The sequence below is a fragment of the Curtobacterium sp. RM9 genome (genome assembly GCF_054956955.1).
The window spans coordinates 260,323-279,218 of record NZ_CM143271.1 but is presented as its reverse complement, the minus strand read 5'-3'; the positions used below and the strand labels follow the sequence as shown (position 1 = coordinate 279,218).

The following is an 18,896-nucleotide window of genomic DNA, read 5'->3' as shown; positions in this document are numbered from 1 at the left end:
GCGGTCACGTTGTGGGGGTGCTCCGCCGGGGGCAGTGGTCTCGTGCCGGCGTCGCCTGGTCGGCAACCATAGGAAACTCGTGGTCGTTATCAAACCGAGACCAACAGTTCTACCCGACGATGCTATGTACCCCACCCCTGTTCCTGAGAGCAACGATCACCATGGGCGCGGGGATCGACGCGTACCCGGGTACGCAACCTTGGCAGTTGGCTGGCAATGCGACGGACTGGAGGCGCGGGGCGGGCTGGCTCCGTGCCTCCCGTCCGGCGGCTGGTCGCCGCCTGATCAGCGCCTGGACAGCAGGGTGACCGCTTCGAGGTGTCCGGTCTGCGGGAACATGTCGAGGACGCGCGCCCGCCGGAGGCGGAGCGACGGCATCCGGGCGAGGTCCTTCGCGAGCGTCACCGGGTTGCAGCTCGAGTAGACGACGTGGTCGACGTCCGCGGCCTCGATCCAGTCCGCGAGCGCCTCGCCGATCCCACGCCGCGGCGGGTTCACGACGACGAGCTCCGGGGTCGATCCGGGGCGGGAACGGAGCGCGTGCTCGGTGGCGTCGTCGGCGGCGAACCGGACGTCGGTCAGGCCGGCCTCGCGCGCGGACTGCTTCGCGGAACGGATCGCCTCGCGGCTCGTCTCGATGCCCGTCACGGCGCGACCGGGACGGGCGGCGTGCAGGGCGAACCCGCCGACTCCGCAGTACAGGTCCCACATCGACGCGGGCGCCACCTCGTCGATCCACGTCGACGCCTGGGCGTAGAGCTGCGCGGCCACCGCGGTGTTCGTCTGGAAGAAGCTCTGCGGGCGGAGGTGCATCGTGACGTCGCCGAAGCGCATCGGCAGCGTCTCCTGGCCGGTGAGCACGACCTCGCGCTCGCCCTCGGTCACAGCCTTGTGCTCCGGCAACAGGTTCGCGGTGACCACGACGGCCTCCGGCAGCACGGCGCGCAGGTCGTCGAGGTGCTCGCGCAGGCGCGGCAGCTGCCCTTCGGAGCGCAGCACGAAGCGCACCATGAGCTGCCCGTCGGGCGACTCAGTGACCAGGACGTACTTCAGTTCCCCGCGGCGTGCGGCGACGTCGTACGGGATCAGCCCGGCGTTCCGGACGAAGTCGGCCAGGATCGGCAGCGCCCGTTGCACACCGGGCGTGCAGATGCCGCAGTGCCGCAGGTCGACCCCGCGCTGCCGGTGGTCGAGGATGCCGATGGTCGGCTCCTGCACCGTGCCCCCGACGACCATCTTCGCCTTGTTGCGGTAGCCGGACTCCGGACTCGTGACAGCGGGCAGCCACTCGACCGCCCCCGGGCCACCGGCCGCCTCGACCGCGTCGTGCAGGAGCTCGCGGGTGCGGATCTCCTTGTCGAGGACCTGGTCGGCGTAGGGCTGGCCCATGAGGGTGCAGGAACGGCACACCCCGCGGTCGAAGTAGTCGCACTGCATGGCCGGGTCAGCCTACGGCAGCGTCAGTGCCGTGCGGCGTCGCGGGTGGTCGTCGCGAGGCGGTGCACCGAGGTCGTCGACGCGATGAACAGCGTCCGGCCGTCCGCACCGCCGAAGCAGAGGTTCGCGACGACCTCGGGGACCGGGACGTCCCCGATCCGCCGGCCGTCCGGTGCGAAGACCGTGATCCCGCGGTGGCTCGACGACCAGAGGTTGCCGTGCTCGTCCACGCGGATGCCGTCGGGCACGCCCTCGCCGGGATCGAGCTGCGCGAACACCCGGCCGTTCTTCACGCGCACGCCGTCGACGTCGTAGGCGCGGACGACCGGGCGGTCCGTCGAGGAGCTCGCGACGTAGAGCACGCGCTCGTCCGGGCTGAAGGCGAGGCCGTTCGGCTCCTCGGCGTCGAGCACGACCGGCCGCAGGTCCTCGCCGTGCGGGCCGCAGCGGAACACCCAGTGGTCGCCGTACTCCCGCTCGCCGGGGTGCCCCTCGCGCGGCTGGGTGATGCCGTAGGCCGGGTCGGTGAACCACACCGCGCCGTCCCGCGCCACGACGACGTCGTTCGGCGAGTTGAAGCGGACGCCGTCCCAGCGGTCGACGATCGTCTCGACGACGCCGTCCCGGTCGCGCTCGACCCGGCGCAGGCCGTGCGAGCACTGCACCACGGAGCCGTCGAGGTCGAGCGTCCGACCGTTCGTGAACTCGACGCCGGTGGCGTACTCCGACGTCTCGCCGGTGTCCTCGTGCCACTGCAGGATCCGGTCGCCCGGGATGTCGGACCAGCGCAGGGTCCGGGTCGCGGCGATCCACACCGGCCCCTCGGCCCAGGTGCTGCCCGTCGCGATCCGCTCGAGCGCGGTGGGGTCGGGGACGAGGTCGGTGAGTTCCACGGGTTCTCCTTCGAACGGCGGGCTGGTGTCAGGCTACGTGCGCTCCACGATCGCGCGCATGGCCACGGCGGCGGCGTCCTCGTGTCCGTCGGCGACGGCGCGGGCGAGGGCGACGTGCAGGTCCACGTCGTCGCCGTCGGGGCGGCGGCCCCCGCGGTCGCGGAGCACCGCGCCGACGACGAGGTGCAGCCGCGCGTACAGGGCGTTCCCGGAGAGCCGGAGGAGGCGCTCGTGCAGCGCGACGTCCGCCGCGGCGAAGGCGGCGCGGTCGTCCTGCGCCGCGGCGGAGGCGAGCTCGTCCGCCGCCGTGAGCAGCGCCTCCCGGTCGTCGGGGTGACCGGCGGCGCGGCCCGCCGCTGCCGCCGCTGCCGCCGGTTCCACCGCGCGGCGGAGCGCCCGCAGCTCGGCGGCGGCGACCGCCGCGCCGGGACCACGGAGGCGCCAGCCGACCACGCGGGGATCGAGCACGTCCCAGCGGTCCGCCGGCTGCACGACCACACCGACCCGTCGTCCGGCACGGACGAGACCGAGCGCGACGAGGACCCGGACGGCCTCGCGCACGATGCTCCGGCTCGCTCCGGTGCGGGCGACGAGGTCGTCGATGCTGCGACGGCTCCCCGGCACCTCGGCACCGGACACCACGGCGAGACCGACCTCGTCGAGGACGCGGTCGAACCGGGTCGCACCGGCGGGCTCGCTCACCGCTGGGAGACCGGGGAGACCACGAGCTCGTCGATGCGGACGTGCGCGGGGGCGTCGAGCACGAACGACACCGTCCGGGCGACGTCCTCGGGCTGGAGCATCCGCGCCCGCGCGTCCGCGTCCGGCACCACCGGGCGCCGGTCGAGGAAGTCCGTCGCGACGTCGCCCGGGCAGAGGTGCGTGGCCCGCACGCCGTGCTCGGCCTCCTGCTGGTTGAGCGTCCGGACGATCGACGCGAGCGCCGTCTTGCTCGCCGAGTAGGCGACTCCGGCACCGGGCTGGAAGGACCAGCCGGCGTAGGACGACACGACGACCACGACGCCGGCGGCGGCGCGGAGGGCGGGGAGCGCCGCGTCGACCACGGTGACGACGGCGGTGAGGTTCGTGTCCACGATCGACCGGAAGTCAGCGAGCGACTGGTCGTCCCACCGGCGCTGCGGCGCGTTCAGCCCGGCCGCGAGGACGAGCGCGTCGAGCCGGCCGTGCCGGGCGAGCACCTCGTCGCGTGCCGCCGCGACGGCCGCCGGGTCGGCGACGTCCAGCGGGAGCACGTCCGCGGCGCCGCCGGCCGTACGGATCACCGCGGCGACCTCGTCGAGCCGGTCCGTCCGGCGACCGCTCAGCACCACCGTCCAGCCGTTGCGTGCGGCGGCCGTCGCGCTCGCCGCCCCCATGCCGCTGCCGCCACCCGTGATCCAGAGCACCTTCGCCGTCATGGTCGAATAGTATGCCGATTCACCGGGGCGACGTCGCCCCGCCGACGACGGGAGCGACGATGCACCTCGACCTGACCGACCGCGTGGTCCTCGTGACCGGTGCCGCACGGGGAATCGGCCGCACGATCGCCGCCCGCTTCGTCGCCGAGGGGTGCCGGGTGGTCGCCCTCGACCGGGCCTTCGACGACGCATCCGACGGCGGTGTCGACGAGCTCGTCTGCGACGTCGCGGACCCGGCCTCGGTGCGCGGCGCCGTGGACACCGTCGTCGAGCGGTACGGCACGATCGACGTCCTCGTGAACAACGCGGGCGTGAACGTCGACGGCGCCGTGGCCGACCTGACGTGGGACGACTGGCGCCGCTGCATGGACGTCAACCTCGGCGGCACCTTCCTGATGAGCCAGGCGGTCGCGCCCGTGATGCAGGCCGCCCGCCGGGGTCGCATCATCAACGCGGCGTCCTTCGCAGCGATCGTGCCGAGCGTCGGCAGCGCGGCGTACGCGGCGTCGAAGTCCGCCGTCGTCGCGTTCACCCGGGTGCTCGCCTCGGAGCTCGGGCCGTGGGACGTCACCGTGAACGCCTACGCCCCGGGCATGGTGCCGACGGCGATGAACGGCTTCGCGACGATGCCGACCGACCAGCAGGACCGGCTGCTCGACACGCTCTCGCTCCGCCGGTGGGAGACCGCCGACGACGTGGCGGACCTGCTCGTGTTCCTGGCGAGCGACGCCTCGGGCTACATCACCGGCACGCTCGTCGACGTCTCCGGCGGCAAGCTCGCGACACAGATCCCCGCACGGGCGCACGGGCGCTGATCCGTCGCGCTGCCGGGCGACGACCGGTCGCGCGGAGCACAGTGGGAGGCGGACGCGATCCGGGATGCGCTGCCTGTCCGGGCGCACAGGAAGCTGCCATCCGGTACTCCGTAGGCTGTGAGGGCCCAGTGAGCCGGACTGCAGCCCGACCCCGAGGAGGTGCCCGATGGTCTCCGTCCTCGTCGCGTTCGCGATCGTCGCCCTGATCGTCCCAGCCCTGACCCCCGTCCTCGGACGCCGCGTCTTCCACCTCGCCGCACTCGCGCCCGCCGCCGCCGCGGTCCTGACGATCGCGCAGACCCCGACCGCGCTCGGAGCCGGGGTCTCCGAGCGGATCGAGTGGATCCCGCAGCTCGACCTGGCGATCGCGCTCCGGGTCGACGCCCTGTCGTGGGTGCTCGCGCTCGTGGTCTCCGTGGTCGGCGCGCTCGTGCTCGTCTACTGCGCGTCGTACTTCGAGGAGCGCGAGGTCGGGCTCGGCCGCTTCGCCGGCGTGCTGACCGCCTTCGCCGGGTCGATGTACGGCCTGGTGATCGCGGACGACGTCATCGTGCTGTTCGTCCTGTGGGAAGCCACCACGGTCTTCTCCTACCTGCTCATCGGCCACGACGCGGTGAAGCGGGCGAGCCGGGCCGCGGCCATGCAGGCCCTCGTCGTCACCACGGCCGGCGGACTCGCGATGCTCGCGGGGCTCGTCGGGCTGTCCGTCGCGGCCGGTACGACGTCCCTCTCCGCGATCGTCGCCGACCCGCCGACCGGCCCGGGCATCCCCGCCGCCGTCCTGCTCGTCCTGCTCGGCGCGCTGACGAAGTCCGCGATCGTGCCGTTCCACTTCTGGCTGCCGGCCGCGATGGCCGCGCCGACCCCGGTCAGCGCCTACCTGCACGCCGCCGCGATGGTGAAGGCCGGGATCTACCTCGTCGCCCGCCTCGCGCCCGCGTTCGCACTGCTCGACGGGTGGCGCGAGACGATCACCGTGCTCGGCGTCCTCGGCATGCTCGTCGGCGGGTACCGCGCGCTGCGTCAGACCGACGTGAAGCTCCTCCTCGCGTACGGCACGGTCGCGCAGCTCGGGTTCCTCGTGCTCGCCGTCGGCTGGGGTGGTCCCGCGGTCGCGCTGGGCGGCATCGCGCTGCTCGTCGCGCACGCCACGTTCAAGTCCACACTCTTCCTCGTCGTCGGCGCGGTCGACCACGCCACCGGCACGCGCGACCTCACCAAGCTGAGCGGCCTCGGGCGCCGGATGCCGTGGCTCGCCGCGACCGCCGCGCTCGCGCTCCTGTCGATGGCGGGCCTGCCCCCGACGATCGGCTTCGTCGCGAAGGAGGCCGTGCTCACCGGGTTCCTCGAGGACCTGCACGGCCCGGACGCCGGGTGGGCGTGGTTCGCGCTCGTCGGTGTGACCCTCGGCTCGCTGCTCACGGTGGCGTACTCCCTCCGCTTCCTCTGGGGCACCTTCGCCCGGAAGCCCGGCGCGCCGGACACCCAGCCGCACGGGCTGCACGGGCTCGGCGTCGTCCCCGGCGTCCTCGCCGTGGCCGGCGTGGCGCTCGGCCTCGCCACGCCGCTCGTCGCGAAGGGCATCGAACCCGCGGCGCACGCTGCGGCGTCCGGGTCCGCACCGGTCCCGCACCTCGCCCTCTGGCACGGCCTCGAGCCGGCGCTCGGCCTGTCCGCCCTGACGCTCGTCGGCGGTCTGGCGCTGTTCGCCCTGCGCCGTCCGGTCGAGGCGCTGCAGCACCGGCTCGCCGGCTCCCCGAGCGCCTCGGGCACCTACCGCCGGCTGATGCGCGGCCTCGACCGGGTGGCGACCGGGCTCACCGCGACCGTCCAGCGCGGCTCGCTCCCCTACTACCTGACCGTGATCCTGTCGGTGTTCGTCGCCGGGGCGCTCGTGAACCTCGTCGTCGGGGGTCCGTGGGCCTTCCACGTGCGGTTCGCCGACTCGTGGGGCCAGGTCCCCGTGGTCGTCGTCATGGCCGTCGCCGCGATCGCCGTCCTCACCGCGAAGACCCGGTTCGCCGCCGCCGTCCTGGTCGGCGTCACGGGCTACGGCATGTCCGTGCTCTTCGTGCTGCACGGGGCGGTCGACCTCGCCCTGACGCAGCTCGTGGTCGAGACCGTCACCCTCATCGCCTTCGTGCTCGTGCTCCGCCGCCTCCCGCCGCGCATCGCGACCGCCAACCCGTCACGGTTCCGGATCGTCCGCGCGCTCTTCGCCGCGCTCGCCGGGCTGACCCTGGCGATCGTCGTGATCGTGGCGGCGTCCGCCCGGACCGCGGACCCGATCTGGCCCGACCTGCCGGCGCTGACGAGCTCGTTCGGGCACGGCCTGAACGTCGTGAACGTGGCGCTCGTCGACCTGCGCGGCTGGGACACGCTCGGCGAGCTGACCGTCGTGGTCGCGGCGGCCACCGGCGTCGCGAGCCTCATCTTCGTGAACTCCCGCGAGGACACGCTCCCCCGCCTGCGGGACCTGCCGGCGTCGATGACGAACGACGGGCAGCGACGGGACGGCGAGCCGCGGGCGTTCCTGCCGACCAGCGCCGTGATCCCGACCGGGCGCTCGGCACTGCTCGACGTCGTGGTCCGCCTGCTCTTCCACGGCCTCGTCGTGCTGTCGCTCTACCTGCTGTTCGCGGGCCACAACGCGGCCGGCGGCGGCTTCGCCGGCGGCCTGGTCGCGGGCATCGCCCTCGCCGGACGCTACCTGGCCGGCGGACCCGCCGAGCTCGGCGCGGCCGCCCCGGTGCGGGCCGGGCGTCTGCTCGGCCTCGGCGTCGCGACGGCGGCGATCACCGCGATCACGCCGCTGTTCTTCGGCAAGGAGGCGCTGTACTCCGAGTTCTTCGAGGCCACCCTGCCGGTGCTCGGCCACGTCGAGTTCGTCACGGCGACGTTCTTCGACATCGGCGTGTACCTGGTCGTCGTCGGCCTCGTGCTCGACGTCCTCCGCAGCCTCGGGGCCGAGGTCGACCGGCAGCGGCTCGAGGACTCCCGCGTCCCGGTCGCCGACACCACCGAGTCCGATCCGGCCCACAACGCCGCAGCCGCCACCCCGGAAGGGAGCGCAGTGTGACCGTCACCCTCGTCCTCGTCATCGCGATGGCGGTGCTCTTCGCCTGCGGGGTCTACCTGCTGCTCGAACGCAGCCTCACCCGGATGCTCCTCGGCTTCCTGCTGCTCGGCAACGCGCTCAACCTGCTGCTGCTCACGATGTCGGGCGCGGCCGGGAAGCCGCCGATCGGGAAGTCCGCCGAGGGCATCACCGATCCGCTGCCCCAGGCGTTCGCCCTCACCGCGATCGTCATCACCTTCGCGGTCAGCGCCTTCCTGCTCGCGCTCATCCACCGGTCCTGGAAGCTGTCCCGCGCCGACGAGGTCGAGGTCGACGAGGCCGACGCCGCGATCGGCCGCGACCGCGAGGACAGCGACGACGACGATCCGGAGGCCGACTTCGACCCGCGCTCCCCCGAAGACGCCGACGACCCGCACCCGGACGACCCGCACGACGGTGCCCGCACCGGCCAGGAGGCCTCCCGATGACCTGGCTCGTCCCGCTGCTCGTCCTCGTCCCGTTGCTCGGCGCGGCAGTCGCCCTCGGACTGCTCCGGCACCAGCGGCTGCAGCGCGCGATCACCGTCGCCGTGCTCGCGGTGGCCGTCGCGGTCGCGGCGACCCTGATGGTGCTCGTCGACCAGCACGGCACCATCGTCGTGCAGGTCGGCGGCTGGGACGCCCCGTACGGCATCTCGCTCGTCGTCGACCGGTTGAGCGCGCTGCTCCTCACCGTGAGCGCCAGCGTCCTGCTCGTCGTCCTGCTCTTCTCGATCGGGCAGGGCCTCGCCGCGGACGACGAGGACGCCCCGGTCACGATCTTCTACCCGACGTACCTCGTCCTCGCCGCGGGCGTGCTCGACGCGTTCATCGCGGGCGACCTGTTCAACCTCTACGTCGCGTTCGAGATGCTGCTGGTGGCGAGCTACGTGCTGATCACCCTCGGCGGCAGCGTGCAGCGGGTCCGTGCCGGCACCACCTACATCGTGACGAGCCTCATCGCGTCGGCGATCTTCCTCGCCGCCATCGGGCTGGTCTACGGCGCGGTGGGCACGGTGAACATCGCGCAGATCTCCGAGCGCGTCGCCCTGCTGCCCGAGCACGTCCAGCTGCTGCTGCACACGATGCTGCTCATCGGGTTCGGCATCAAGGCGGCGGTGTTCCCCCTGGCGTTCTGGCTGCCCGACTCGTACCCGACCGCTCCGGCCCCGGTCACGGCGGTGTTCGCGGGCCTGCTCACGAAGGTCGGCATCTACGCGATCATCCGGCTCGAGACGATCATCTTCCCCGGCCCTCAGCTCAACGGTGTGCTCCTGGTCGTGGCGATCCTGACCATGGTCGTCGGGGTGCTCGGCGCGGTGTCACAGACCGACGTCAAGCGGCTGCTGTCCTTCACGCTGATCAGCCACATCGGCTTCATGGTGATGGGCATCGGTCTCGGCTCGGTCGTCGGCACCGCCGCGGCGGTGTTCTACACGGTGCACCACATCGTCGTGCAGACCACGCTGTTCCTGGTCTCCGGCCTGATGGAACGGGTCGGCGGGACCACGTCGACGAGGTCACTCGGCGGCCTGCTCAAGGCCGCACCGCTGCTCGCTGCGCTCTACCTCGTGCCGGCGTTCAACCTCGGTGGCATCCCGCCGTTCTCCGGCTTCATCGGGAAGCTCGGGCTGTTCCGCGCCGCCGCGGTCGACGGGTCACCGCTCGCCTGGGCGACCGTCGCAGCCGGGGTCGTCACGAGCCTCCTGACCCTGTACGCGCTCATGCGCGTCTGGGACGCCGCCTTCTGGCGGCCGAAGCCGGCCGCCGAGGCCGCCGCGCCGCACGCGGCCGTCGCGGAACCGCACGCCCACCTGCGTGCTCCGGAGCCGACGCCCCTCACCGTGTCGGAGGCGACCGGCGAGGCGTACCACCCGGGAGGCGCACCCAGCGTCACCGACGAGGCGCACGCGAGGAGCGCCTCCCGTCCGACCACCGGGTCGACCCCGACGCACACCGCACCCGCCGACGCTCCCGGTGTCGGCGACGCGCCGGAGCGCGTCCGTCTGCCGCGGATGCTCGTCGGCGTCACCACCGCGGCGGTCCTCGGCTCCGTCGCCCTGACCGTCGTCGCCGGGCCGCTCTACGGGTACGCGACGCGCGCCGCCGAGGGGCTCGAGTCACCCGACCGCTACGTGCAGGCCGTCCTCGGGGGTGCTCGATGAGCGACACCCGACGCTTCACCAACGCCCGGCGGATCGCCGTCGCGTGGCGCTACGACGTGCCGCTCGTCGCCGGGTTGACCGTGCTCTGGGCACTGCTCTGGGGCTCCTGGACACCCCTCACGCTGCTGTGCGGCATCGTGGTCGCACTGCTCGTCACGCAGTTGTTGCCCCTGCCGCCCGTGCCGCTGTCCGCGCGGTTCTCGGTGTGGCACGCACTGCGGTTCCTCGTGGTCTGGTCCGGGTACGTGGTCGCCGCCTCGTTCAAGGTCGCCTGGGTCGCCTTCCGGCCGCGCGGCGTCCGGCGCAGCTCGATCACCCTCGTGCAGCTGCACACCACGTCCGAGATGACCTTCACCCTGGCGACGCTCGCGATCTCGCTCGTGCCGGGGTCCTACGTGGCCGACGTGGACCTGCGCCGTCGACGCCTGCTCCTGCACGTGCTCGACACCGAACGGGTCGAGCAGGTCGAGCAGGAACGCGCGCTGGCGCTGCGGGTCGAGGCGATGGTCATCCGTGCCCTCGGCTCGAAGCAGGACGTGTCCGAGCTGTCCGGGCCGCGACCGGAGGTCGTCCGATGAGCGCCGCCGTGGTCGTGATGGGCATCGGCATCGCCCTCGTGCTCGCCCTGCTCGGGGTGACCCTGCTCCTCGCGGTCATCCGGATCGTCCGAGGTCCGACGATCCTCGACCGGATGATCGGGTCCGACCTCGTCCTGACGACCGTGCTCGTGGTGATCGCCGCTGCGATGGTCGTCCGGCGCGACCTGACCGGCGTGCCCGTGCTCGTGGTGATCGGGGCGACGAGCGTGTTCGCCACCATCGCCGTCGCCCGTGCCGTCACCCCGTCGTCGGACCCGTCGGACGACGGACTGACCGCGACCACGCCCGAGCACGCGGTGGAGGAGGAGCAGTCGTGACCGAGATCATCCAGACCTACCTCGACGGGGCCGGCATGCGCGCGTGGATCGCCCTGGCGCTCCTGCTCGTCGCCGCGGTGCTGTCGCTCGGTGCGGCCGTCGGCGTGGTGCGCTTCCCGGACCCGCTCGTCCGACTGCACGCGATGGCGAAGCCGCAGGTGCTCGGGCTGGCACTCGCCCTCGCGGCGGTCGTCGTCGCGGTGGGGACGTGGACGGCGCTGTGGCTGGTGCTGCCGGTGATGGTGTTCCAGCTGTTCCTGGTGCCGGTGTCGACGCACATGATCGCCCGTGCGGGGCTGCGCGCGGACGACCACCGGCACGAGGACCTGCTGGTCGACGACACCGAGGACTAGCGCTGCGTCAGGGTCGCGCGCGACGACCGAGCAACAGGTCGGCCACGGCGGCGAGCACCACCACGGCAGCGGATGCCGCGGGCAGCAGCATCGCAGCCGAGGTCCCGTGGCGCTCCGCGACCTCGCCCACGATGGCCGACGCCACGGACTGCCCCACGATGACCGCGGACCCGAGGATCGTCATGGTCGTCGCGGACCGCCCGACCGGCGACCGCTCCGACCCGAGGCTGTACTGCGCCACGAGGGTCGGGCCGATCCCGATGCCGAGGACCGCGAGCACGACGCCGACCGCGAGGACCGACTGCGCCTGCGAGAACGCCACGGCGCCGGCGAGCAGCACGGCGCCGAACACGAGCCAGCGCCAGCCGAGCCGGAAGGCGGCGGGGAACGCAGCCGATCCGAGCGCCAGGCCCGCGGAGCCGATCCCCATCAGACCGTAGAGCAGCCCCGCCTGGGACGCCTCGCCGTGCGTCTCCATGAAGGCGGTCAGCGAGGTGAGGGTCGAGCCGAAGAACAGACCGACGCCGAGGATCCCCACGACGACGACCACGAGCCGCGGGCGCAGGAGCTCGCGGGCGGGCGCCTGCACGAGCTCCTCGTGCTGCCCGAGCACGAGCCGCCCGGTCGGGTGCAGGGCGAACGCCGTGACGAACACGAAGGTCAGCGCAGAGGCTCCCGCGACCGCGACCCACGGAGCGATCGCGCTCGCGAGCAGGCCGACCAGGAACGGTCCGATGATGAAGACCGTCTCGTCGGCGGCGGACTCGTAGGCCATCGTGCCGCTGAGGACCTTCTCGCGACGGCCCGGGCGCATCCGCTGCCGGATGATGGCGACGAGCCGGGTCCGGGACATCGGGGCGACCTGCGGCGCCGTGGCACCGATCAGGAACGACATCGCGAGGACGGCGAGGTCGGGGGCGGCGCTCGTGACGACCAGGGGCAGGACGCCGAGCAGGACGGCGTTCGCGAGGCCGACGGGCACGAGGACCTTCCGCTGCCCGAGCCGGTCCGCCGCTGCGCCGACCATCGGCCCGAAGACCGCGGAGCCGATGCCGACCGAGGCGGAGTTGATGCCGCCGAGGGCGACCGAGTCACGCGAGGCGACGACGAGCGTCAGGACGCCGACGACCATCATCGCGAAGGGGAGCCGCGCGACGAACGCGACCGGGAAGTACCACCGCCCGGCGAGGGAGACGAGGGACCGGTCGTCGGTCGCCGTGGGGAGCGTGGTGGTGCTGGACTGCGGGTGGAGCATGTGGGGTGTGCCTTCTCGGCCCGGCCTGGTTCGGCGGCGGGCCCATCGGGTGCCGCCGTTGTCCGCCGGGGTGCCGACGGCCGGTAGATACACACATCGTGTCTTGTTCGCCGTCGAGGGTACCAGCGCCGCATCCGAGCAGCACGGCCGGAGCGGAGCGTCGGCCCGCGCGGTCGTAGGATCTCGACCATGGTGGAGATCCCGCAGCCCCGCCCGACCGACCTCCTGACGATCGGCGAGGTCGTGCGACGAACGGGCGTCCCGGCGTCCGCCCTGCACTTCTACGAGCGCAAGGGCCTCATCCACCCGGAGCGGACCGCCGGTGGCACACGGATGTACCCGCGGCACGTCGAGCGACGCATCGCGATCATCCAGGTCGCCAAGCGTCTCGGCATCCCGCTCGGCGAGGTCGCGGAGCAGTTCGAGGCCCTACCGACCGACCGGATGCCGTCGCTGCGGGACTGGAACCGGCTCAACGAACGGTGGCGGGCCCGGCTGCGCGCCCGGCAGCTCGAGCTCGAGCGGCTGCAGCAGGAGATGACGCAGTGCATCAGCTGCGGCTGCATGTCGCTGAACGCCTGCCTGGTGATGAACCCGGGTGACGCGCTCGGCGACGACGGGGCCGGCGCGCGCCGGCTCCTGCCGATCGGGGACTGACGCCGGTCCGCCAGACCGGCACCGGTCCGCCAGACCGGCACCGGTCGGTGGGGTCGCGTCGCGGCGGACGGGAGGCGCGGTGCGGGCCCGCCCCGCGCCTCCCGTCCGTCGTCAGTGCTGGTGACGGAGGCCGTGGTCGATCCGCGCGAGCAGGTCCGCCGCCGCCTCGACACCGCGCTCGTCGTCCCCGAGGGCCGCGCGGAGGCGACCCGCCCACCAGGCGTGCAGCCGCTCGATGCTCTCGGCGGCGAGCGCCGTGGGGTGCAGGTGCACCGTCCGGGCGTCTCCCGGGTCGGTCCGTCGCTCGACCATGCCCTTGGCGACGAGGGAGCGGAGGGCGACGCTGCAGTTGCTCCGTTGCAGGGCGGTGGCCTCGGCGACGGTGCTCGGCGAGGCGCCGGGGTTGCGGTGCACCCAGCGCATGACGAGGGCCTCGGTGCCGGTGAGGGGCACGATGTCGATGGCGTGCGGGCCGTTCGGGTCGACCTCGCGCCCGATGCGCAGGACGACGTCGGCGAACTCGGCGAGGGCGTCGTCGGAGACCGCTGGAGCCATGCCGTCACTGTACCTCGTCGGATGTATGAGTTATGCTTTCATAACCATGACGACGGACACCGGTTCCATCCGCGCCTCGACGGCGACACCCTCGACCCGACCGCAGGGCATCACCACGCCCCTGCTGCTCGTGCTCGGCCTGCTCAGTGCGGTCGCGCCCTTCGCGACGGACCTCTACCTGCCGGCCTTCCCCGCGATGACGACCGAACTCGCGGCCTCGGCGACGACCGTGCAGCTCACGCTCACCGCCTTCCTGGTCGGGGTGACCGCGGGGCAGCTCGTGTTCGGGCCGCTCTCCGACCGGTTCGGCCGCGTCCCTCCGCTGCTCGCCGGGGCGGTGCTCTGCGTGCTCGCGAGCGCCGCGGCCGTGCTCGCGCCGAACGTCGGCGTGCTCGTCGTCGCCCGGCTGCTGCAGGGACTCGGCGGTGCGGCCGGCATGGTGATCGGGCGCGCGGTCATCTCCGACCTCGCGACCGGCAAGCCCGCAGCCCGCGCGTTCTCGCTCATGATGATCGTCGGCGGTGTCGCTCCGGTCGTCGCCCCGCTGCTCGGTGGGCTGCTCACCGGCCCGATCGGCTGGCGCGGCCTGCTCGGCATCGTGCTCGGCCTGTCCGTGGTGATGCTCGTCGCCGTGCTGGCCGTCGTGCGCGAGACCCACCTCCGGTCCCGCCGGGACGCCCTCCGCGCCGAACGGGTCGCGGCGGGGTCGCCGCTGCGTGCACTGCGCTCCCGGACCTTCGTCGGCTACACGGCGGTGTTCGGCTTCGCGTTCGCAGTGATGATGGCGTACATCTCCGCGTCACCGTTCCTGTACCAGGACATGCTCGGCCTCGGCACGGTCGGGTACGGGCTCGCGTTCGGCCTGAACGCGCTGGCACTCATGGGCGTGAGCATCCTGTCCGCCAAGCTCACGGCGACGCGGTCGGTCGAGGGCGTGCTGACCGTCGGGATCGCCCTCGTGGTGGCGTCGACCGTCGCGTTCGCGCTGCTCGTCGTGCTCGGCGCCCCGGTGTCCTGGCTGGCCGTGCCGCTCTTCACCGCCGTGGGCTCGCTCGGCCTCGTGCTCGGCAACGCGACGGCGCTGGCGCTCGGCGCGGTGCCCGGGGTGGCCGGCAGCGCGTCGGCCGTGCTCGGGGCGCTGCAGTTCGGGCTCGCGGCGCTGGTGTCGCCGCTCGTGAGCATCGGCGGCGAGGGCACCGCGGCGCCGCTGGCGGTCGTGATGCTCGTGGCGGCCGTGGTGGCCGTCGTCGCGCTCGGGGCGGCGCGGCGGCGGCCGCGCGGCTGAGCGCATGGCCGCGCGCGCGGCGCGGCCCGACTTCACGGCGTGAGCGACACGTCACGGGTCCGCGCGGCCGTGAACTGTCGCTCAGCGCGTGAGATCACCGGCGCGCCGGGGCCGCACCGCGCCTCCAGGCCCGCCGCACCGCCGCCGGGCCCGTGTCAGCGCCGCACGCGCAAGGGCACCGCGGCGCCCGGCGGCCGGAGGAACCGGATGCGCCGGGTGATCCAGTCGACCCAGACGACCCGCGCCGCCGGTGCCACCGCGAGGGCCCACAGGATCGAGGCGGCCGCGTCCGTCGGGTAGTGCACGGCGTCGATCGACACCGAGAAGAACACGACGACGATGGCCACGACCCCGAGGCCGAGCGCGAGCCGGTGCCACCGGGTCTCGCGGACGACCCAGATCAGCGCGATGACGAACGCCGTGATGTAGACCGTGTGTCCACTCGGGTAGCCGGGGTCGGGCTGCACCGGGAACGGGTGCGACAGGAGCGCCACGTCCGGCCGGGCCCGGTGCACGATCTCCTTCGCGACCGCGGACGGCAGCCACGTGATCGCGATCGTCATGCCGAACGCCAGCGCCGGCCGGACGTCGCGACCGCGCCACCAGATGACCCCGGCCACGACGAACGTGATCCCGATCGCCGGCACGGGGCTGATCACGTGGTACACCGCCGTCGTGAAGGCGCCGAGGGCCCCGACGTGCAGGGTGTTCAACGCCTGGGACAACCCGATGTCGACACTGTCGAGGAAGGACCCGACGACGGTGATCACGATGACGCTCACCACGGCGATGGCCACGGTCGCGAGCGGGTACGGGCTCGGTTCGAGGATGCCGACGACGTCGGCCGTCCGCCGGTCGCGACGGAGCTCAGGGTCGTCGGTCATCCCCCCATCGTGACAGGGCCGAGGTGGCGACGGCCGGTGCAGCACCCCCGCGAGCCTCGGAGAGCACTCAGGACTCGGCGCCGCCCTGCTCCACGAGGTCGGGCGCCGGGTCGAGGGCAGCGCGCAGCACGGCGTCGAGGGCGACCACGATCCGGTCGAGCTCGAGCGACGGGCCTGCCCCGGCGAGGTCCGGCGTCGCGGGGACGTGCACGAACCCGGCGCGGAACCCCTCGCGTGCGGCGAACGACATCAGCTCGTAGAAGACCTGGTTGCAGGTGAACGTCCCGGCCGTGTTCGAGACCGCCGCCGGCACCCCGACCGCACGGAGGTCCCGCACGATGCGCTTGATCGGCAGGCTGCTGAACGCGGCGGGCGGACCGTTCGGGTCGATCGGCTGGTCGACCGGCTGCATCCCGGCGTTGTCCGGGATCCGAGCGTCGACGACGTTGATCGCGACGCGCTCCGGGGTGACAGCAGCACGCCCGGTCGCGACGCCCGTGGCGATCACGACGTCCGGGCGGTGCTCGGTGACGGCGGCCGCGAGGCGTGCCCGGCTCTCGGCGAACACGACCGGCAGCTGCTCGACGACGAGCGTCGCGGGTCCGTCCCACGTCGCGGCGAGCCGCTGCGCCGCCTCCCAGGACGGGTTGCGCGGGTCGCCGCCGAACGGTTCGAAGGCGGTCAGGAGGACGGTCGGCCGGGTCGCGTCGGACACGTCGCCAGCGTACGCAGGAGACGACCTGGAGGCACGTGGCTGGCCCGCCCCGCGCCTCCCGTCCCGCGCCGCGCTGCTTCGAATCCGCAGCAACTATCATCGGAGGATGGCCCCGGAGACCGCACCACCCCTCGACCCCGCCGAGCTCGGCGCGTACTTCGCGCTCATCGAGGTGAGTAGCCTGCTGCGGCACACCGTCGAGCAGCAGCTCAAGGACACTGGCGGCCTGAGCTACGTGCAGTTCCAGCTCCTCGCGACCCTCGGTGATGCTCCCGGCCAGAGCGCGCGGATGACGGACCTCGCGGACGGGGTCGTCTACAGCCGCAGCGGGCTGACGTACCAGGTGGGGCTGCTCGAACGCGACGGCCTCGTCCGGCGCTCGCCCTCGGCGGAGGACGAGCGGAGCGTCACCGTCACGCTCACGGACGCCGGGCGGGACGTGCTCGGGGCGGTGTTCCCGGGTCACGTCGAGGTGCTGCGACAGCTCTTCCTCGAGCCGCTCTCGCACGACGACGTCGCGACGCTCGCCGACGTGCTGGGTCGGGTGCGCGAGCACATGCGCGCGATCCCGCCACGGTCGGCACGGCCGCGGCGGAAGCGGGCCTGAGGTCAGTCCTCGACGTCGAAGACCACGACGCGCGCACTGCCCGCACCGATGAACTCGGCGACGGGCTTGTGCTCGGCGTGGGGCAGGTAGGCCTGCAGCGCGTCGCGGTCGCGGAAGCGCACGACGAGCATCCAGTCGAAGCCGCCCTCGAGGCCCTCCGTGCTGATGCTCGGCCCGGAGCGCACCGACTCGACCCCGTCGATCCGGACGAGGTGCTCGGCACACAGCTCGTCCGCCCGGGCAGCCTGCCCCTCGTCGCCGTCCCACTCCACCAACACCACGTGCGTCACGCCTGCCATGTCCTGCTCCTGTCGTCGATGCCGATCGTGCCAGGCCGACGCTGAGACACCCTCCCGGCTGGGACCGCACCCACCTCCCCGTCCTAGCGTCGCCGGGGCACGACGACACACGACGGACGACGAGAGGGATCACCATGGCAAGCGGAGTGGCAGCGGTCTGGGTACCGGTCAGCGACATGCGGCGCGCGGTCGCGTTCTACCGGGACGCGCTCGGCCTCACGGTCGCGAGTGAGGACGACGACTGGAGCGAGATCGACGCGAACGGGCTGCGCCTCGGACTGAACGGGCGCGAGAGCGCGACGGCGTCGAGCGGCGGCGGCGCCGTGGTGTCGTTCCAGCCGGACGGCAGCATCGAGGACGAGGTCGCGGACCTGCGGTCCAAGGGCGTCGAGTTCGCGGGCGAGATCAGCGAGCACCCGTGGGGCAAGATCGTCCCCTTCCAGGACAGCGAGGGGAACGACCTGCAGCTCTACTCGCCGCCGCAGGACTGAGGGGCGGACCGACCGACAGACGGGAGGCGCGTGGCGGACCCGCCACGCGCCTCCCGTCCGTCACGTGGCCCGTCTAGAACGCGGGCGTCCCACCCGCGATCGTGATCGTCGAGCCGGACTGGTAGCTCGACTCCGGGCTGACCAGGTGCACGTAGGCGGCACCGAGCTCGGCGGGCTGACCGGGGCGGCCGAACGGCGACTGCTCACCGAAGTGCGCGACGGTCTCGGCGTCGTCCGACCCAGGCTGCAGCGGCGTCCACACCGGGCCCGGGGCGACCGAGTTCACGCGGATGCCCTTCGGCGCGAGCTGCTGTGCGACGGCTTCGGTGAAGGTCTTCACGGCGCTCTTCGAGATCGCGTAGTCGATCTTGTCCGGCGACGGCGTCGATGCCTGGATCGAGCCGGTCGTGACGATCGTCGAACCGGGCTCGAGGTGCGGCACGGCGGCCTGCGTCAGCCAGAACAGCGAGTAGATGTTCGTCTTGAACGTCGAGTCGAAGTGCTCCGTCGTCAACGTGAGGATGTCGTCGTTGCTGTCCATGCGGCCGGCGACCATCACGAGGGTGTCCAGGCCACCGAGCTCGTCGACCGCCTTCTGGACGAGGTCCTTGCAGTACTGCTCGTCGGAGAGGTCACCGGGAACGAGGACGGCACGGCGACCCTCCGACTCGAGGAGGTCGCGCACCTCCTCGGCGTCCTGCTGCTCGTCGGGGAGGTACGACAGGACGAGGTCGGCGCCCTCGCGGGAGAGCGCGATCGCGGCCGCTCGGCCGATGCCCGAGTCGGCGCCGGTGACGATGCCGCGGTAGCCGGTCAGACGCTCCTTGCCGACGTAGCTCTGCTCGCCGTGGTCGGGCTTCGGGTCCATCTTCCAGGCAGCACCCGGCAGCGACTGCTCCTGCTCCGGGAACGGAGGCTTCGGGTAGAGGCTGTTCGGGTCGCGCTTGTCGTACTGGCTCATGGACCCACTGTGCTCGCGAGGCCTCCGCGCCGATCCAGCGTCCGGCGCCGCGATCGTGACCCCTGCACTGGGGACATCAAAAAGCGCTGCAAAC

21 protein-coding genes are annotated in these 18,896 nt (G+C 72.9%); 11 read left to right on the top strand and 10 right to left on the bottom strand.

The window, feature by feature from the left end; genetic code table 11:
- Positions 1-285: 285 nt before the first annotated feature.
- From rlmC to ACY3FI_RS01320, 4 genes are read right to left on the bottom strand one after another with little or no spacing between them, the layout of a single operon-like run.
- Positions 286-1,437, bottom strand: coding sequence for a 23S rRNA (uracil(747)-C(5))-methyltransferase RlmC (gene rlmC, locus ACY3FI_RS01335; protein ID WP_462548929.1), 1,152 nt, complete (start codon positions 1,435-1,437; stop codon positions 286-288).
- A gap of 23 nt (positions 1,438-1,460) precedes the next feature.
- Positions 1,461-2,330, bottom strand: a complete 870-nt coding sequence (locus ACY3FI_RS01330; RefSeq protein ID WP_462548928.1) for an SMP-30/gluconolactonase/LRE family protein — start codon at positions 2,328-2,330, stop codon at positions 1,461-1,463.
- 33 nt (positions 2,331-2,363) lie between these two features.
- Positions 2,364-3,032: a FadR/GntR family transcriptional regulator gene (locus tag ACY3FI_RS01325; protein ID WP_462548927.1), complete on the bottom strand. Its 669-nt coding sequence runs from the start codon at positions 3,030-3,032 to the stop codon at positions 2,364-2,366.
- Positions 3,029-3,748 carry an SDR family oxidoreductase gene (locus tag ACY3FI_RS01320; RefSeq protein ID WP_462548926.1) on the bottom strand — a complete coding sequence of 240 codons (720 nt, stop codon included), beginning with the start codon at positions 3,746-3,748 and terminating at the stop codon, positions 3,029-3,031. Before ACY3FI_RS01320 ends, ACY3FI_RS01325 begins: the two co-directional genes overlap by 4 nt.
- Before the next feature lie 59 nt (positions 3,749-3,807).
- Here ACY3FI_RS01320 and ACY3FI_RS01315 point away from each other — a divergent pair, with 59 nt between their 5' ends.
- From ACY3FI_RS01315 to ACY3FI_RS01285, 7 genes are all read left to right on the top strand, one after another.
- Entirely contained in the window at positions 3,808-4,563 is a 756-nt protein-coding gene (locus tag ACY3FI_RS01315) for an SDR family NAD(P)-dependent oxidoreductase (protein WP_462550385.1), read from the top strand.
- A 166-nt stretch (positions 4,564-4,729) separates the two neighbouring features.
- Complete coding sequence (locus tag ACY3FI_RS01310) at positions 4,730-7,642, top strand: Na+/H+ antiporter subunit A (RefSeq protein WP_462548925.1); 2,913 nt, start codon at positions 4,730-4,732, stop codon at positions 7,640-7,642.
- Positions 7,639-8,109, top strand: a complete 471-nt coding sequence (locus ACY3FI_RS01305; RefSeq protein WP_462548923.1) for a Na(+)/H(+) antiporter subunit C — start codon at positions 7,639-7,641, stop codon at positions 8,107-8,109. Before ACY3FI_RS01310 ends, ACY3FI_RS01305 begins: the two co-directional genes overlap by 4 nt.
- Positions 8,106-9,824, top strand: coding sequence for a Na+/H+ antiporter subunit D (locus tag ACY3FI_RS01300; RefSeq protein ID WP_462548922.1), 1,719 nt, complete (start codon positions 8,106-8,108; stop codon positions 9,822-9,824). The genes ACY3FI_RS01305 and ACY3FI_RS01300 overlap by 4 nt, the downstream gene beginning before the upstream one ends.
- Positions 9,821-10,402 (top strand): Na+/H+ antiporter subunit E, encoded by a 582-nt coding sequence (locus tag ACY3FI_RS01295; protein ID WP_462548921.1) that lies wholly within the window; start codon positions 9,821-9,823, stop codon positions 10,400-10,402. The genes ACY3FI_RS01300 and ACY3FI_RS01295 overlap by 4 nt, the downstream gene beginning before the upstream one ends.
- On the top strand, positions 10,399-10,740 hold the full coding sequence (locus ACY3FI_RS01290; protein ID WP_462548920.1) for an MrpF/PhaF family protein: 342 nt from the start codon (positions 10,399-10,401) through the stop codon (positions 10,738-10,740). The genes ACY3FI_RS01295 and ACY3FI_RS01290 overlap by 4 nt, the downstream gene beginning before the upstream one ends.
- Positions 10,737-11,093: a cation:proton antiporter gene (locus tag ACY3FI_RS01285; RefSeq protein WP_462548919.1), complete on the top strand. Its 357-nt coding sequence runs from the start codon at positions 10,737-10,739 to the stop codon at positions 11,091-11,093. Before ACY3FI_RS01290 ends, ACY3FI_RS01285 begins: the two co-directional genes overlap by 4 nt.
- Positions 11,094-11,100: 7 nt before the next feature.
- Here the strand turns inward: ACY3FI_RS01285 and ACY3FI_RS01280 are convergent, their stop codons facing one another.
- A complete protein-coding gene (locus ACY3FI_RS01280; RefSeq protein ID WP_462548918.1) occupies positions 11,101-12,348 on the bottom strand; it encodes an MFS transporter in 1,248 nt (415 codons plus the stop codon).
- Between the two features lie 189 nt (positions 12,349-12,537).
- On the opposite strand from ACY3FI_RS01280, the gene soxR reads away from it, so the two are divergent.
- Positions 12,538-13,005, top strand: a complete 468-nt coding sequence (soxR, locus tag ACY3FI_RS01275; RefSeq protein WP_462548917.1) for a redox-sensitive transcriptional activator SoxR — start codon at positions 12,538-12,540, stop codon at positions 13,003-13,005.
- Positions 13,006-13,116: 111 nt separating this feature from the next.
- Here the strand turns inward: soxR and ACY3FI_RS01270 are convergent, their stop codons facing one another.
- Entirely contained in the window at positions 13,117-13,560 is a 444-nt protein-coding gene (locus ACY3FI_RS01270) for a MarR family winged helix-turn-helix transcriptional regulator (protein ID WP_462548916.1), read from the bottom strand.
- 46 nt (positions 13,561-13,606) lie between these two features.
- Between ACY3FI_RS01270 and ACY3FI_RS01265 the strand changes: the two genes are divergently transcribed.
- Positions 13,607-14,845 (top strand): multidrug effflux MFS transporter, encoded by a 1,239-nt coding sequence (locus tag ACY3FI_RS01265; RefSeq protein WP_462548915.1) that lies wholly within the window; start codon positions 13,607-13,609, stop codon positions 14,843-14,845.
- 155 nt (positions 14,846-15,000) lie between these two features.
- Here ACY3FI_RS01265 and ACY3FI_RS01260 read toward each other — a convergent pair whose 3' ends face one another.
- Together ACY3FI_RS01260 and pcp are read right to left on the bottom strand one after the other, a co-directional pair.
- The gene (locus ACY3FI_RS01260) at positions 15,001-15,729 is read right to left on the bottom strand and encodes a phosphatase PAP2 family protein (protein ID WP_462548914.1); all 729 of its coding nucleotides are present in this window, start codon (positions 15,727-15,729) and stop codon (positions 15,001-15,003) included.
- 67 nt (positions 15,730-15,796) lie between these two features.
- A complete protein-coding gene (gene pcp, locus ACY3FI_RS01255; RefSeq protein ID WP_462548913.1) occupies positions 15,797-16,444 on the bottom strand; it encodes a pyroglutamyl-peptidase I in 648 nt (215 codons plus the stop codon).
- 106 nt (positions 16,445-16,550) lie between these two features.
- Here pcp and ACY3FI_RS01250 point away from each other — a divergent pair, with 106 nt between their 5' ends.
- Entirely contained in the window at positions 16,551-17,051 is a 501-nt protein-coding gene (locus ACY3FI_RS01250) for a MarR family winged helix-turn-helix transcriptional regulator (protein WP_462548912.1), read from the top strand.
- A 2-nt stretch (positions 17,052-17,053) separates the two neighbouring features.
- Here ACY3FI_RS01250 and ACY3FI_RS01245 read toward each other — a convergent pair whose 3' ends face one another.
- Positions 17,054-17,350 carry a Dabb family protein gene (locus ACY3FI_RS01245; RefSeq protein ID WP_462548911.1) on the bottom strand — a complete coding sequence of 99 codons (297 nt, stop codon included), beginning with the start codon at positions 17,348-17,350 and terminating at the stop codon, positions 17,054-17,056.
- Between the two features lie 134 nt (positions 17,351-17,484).
- Between ACY3FI_RS01245 and ACY3FI_RS01240 the strand changes: the two genes are divergently transcribed.
- Positions 17,485-17,841 carry a VOC family protein gene (locus ACY3FI_RS01240; protein WP_462548909.1) on the top strand — a complete coding sequence of 119 codons (357 nt, stop codon included), beginning with the start codon at positions 17,485-17,487 and terminating at the stop codon, positions 17,839-17,841.
- A 73-nt stretch (positions 17,842-17,914) separates the two neighbouring features.
- Here the strand turns inward: ACY3FI_RS01240 and ACY3FI_RS01235 are convergent, their stop codons facing one another.
- A complete protein-coding gene (locus ACY3FI_RS01235) occupies positions 17,915-18,802 on the bottom strand; it encodes an SDR family oxidoreductase (RefSeq protein ID WP_462548908.1) in 888 nt (295 codons plus the stop codon).
- Between the last annotated feature and the right edge of the window lie 94 nt (positions 18,803-18,896).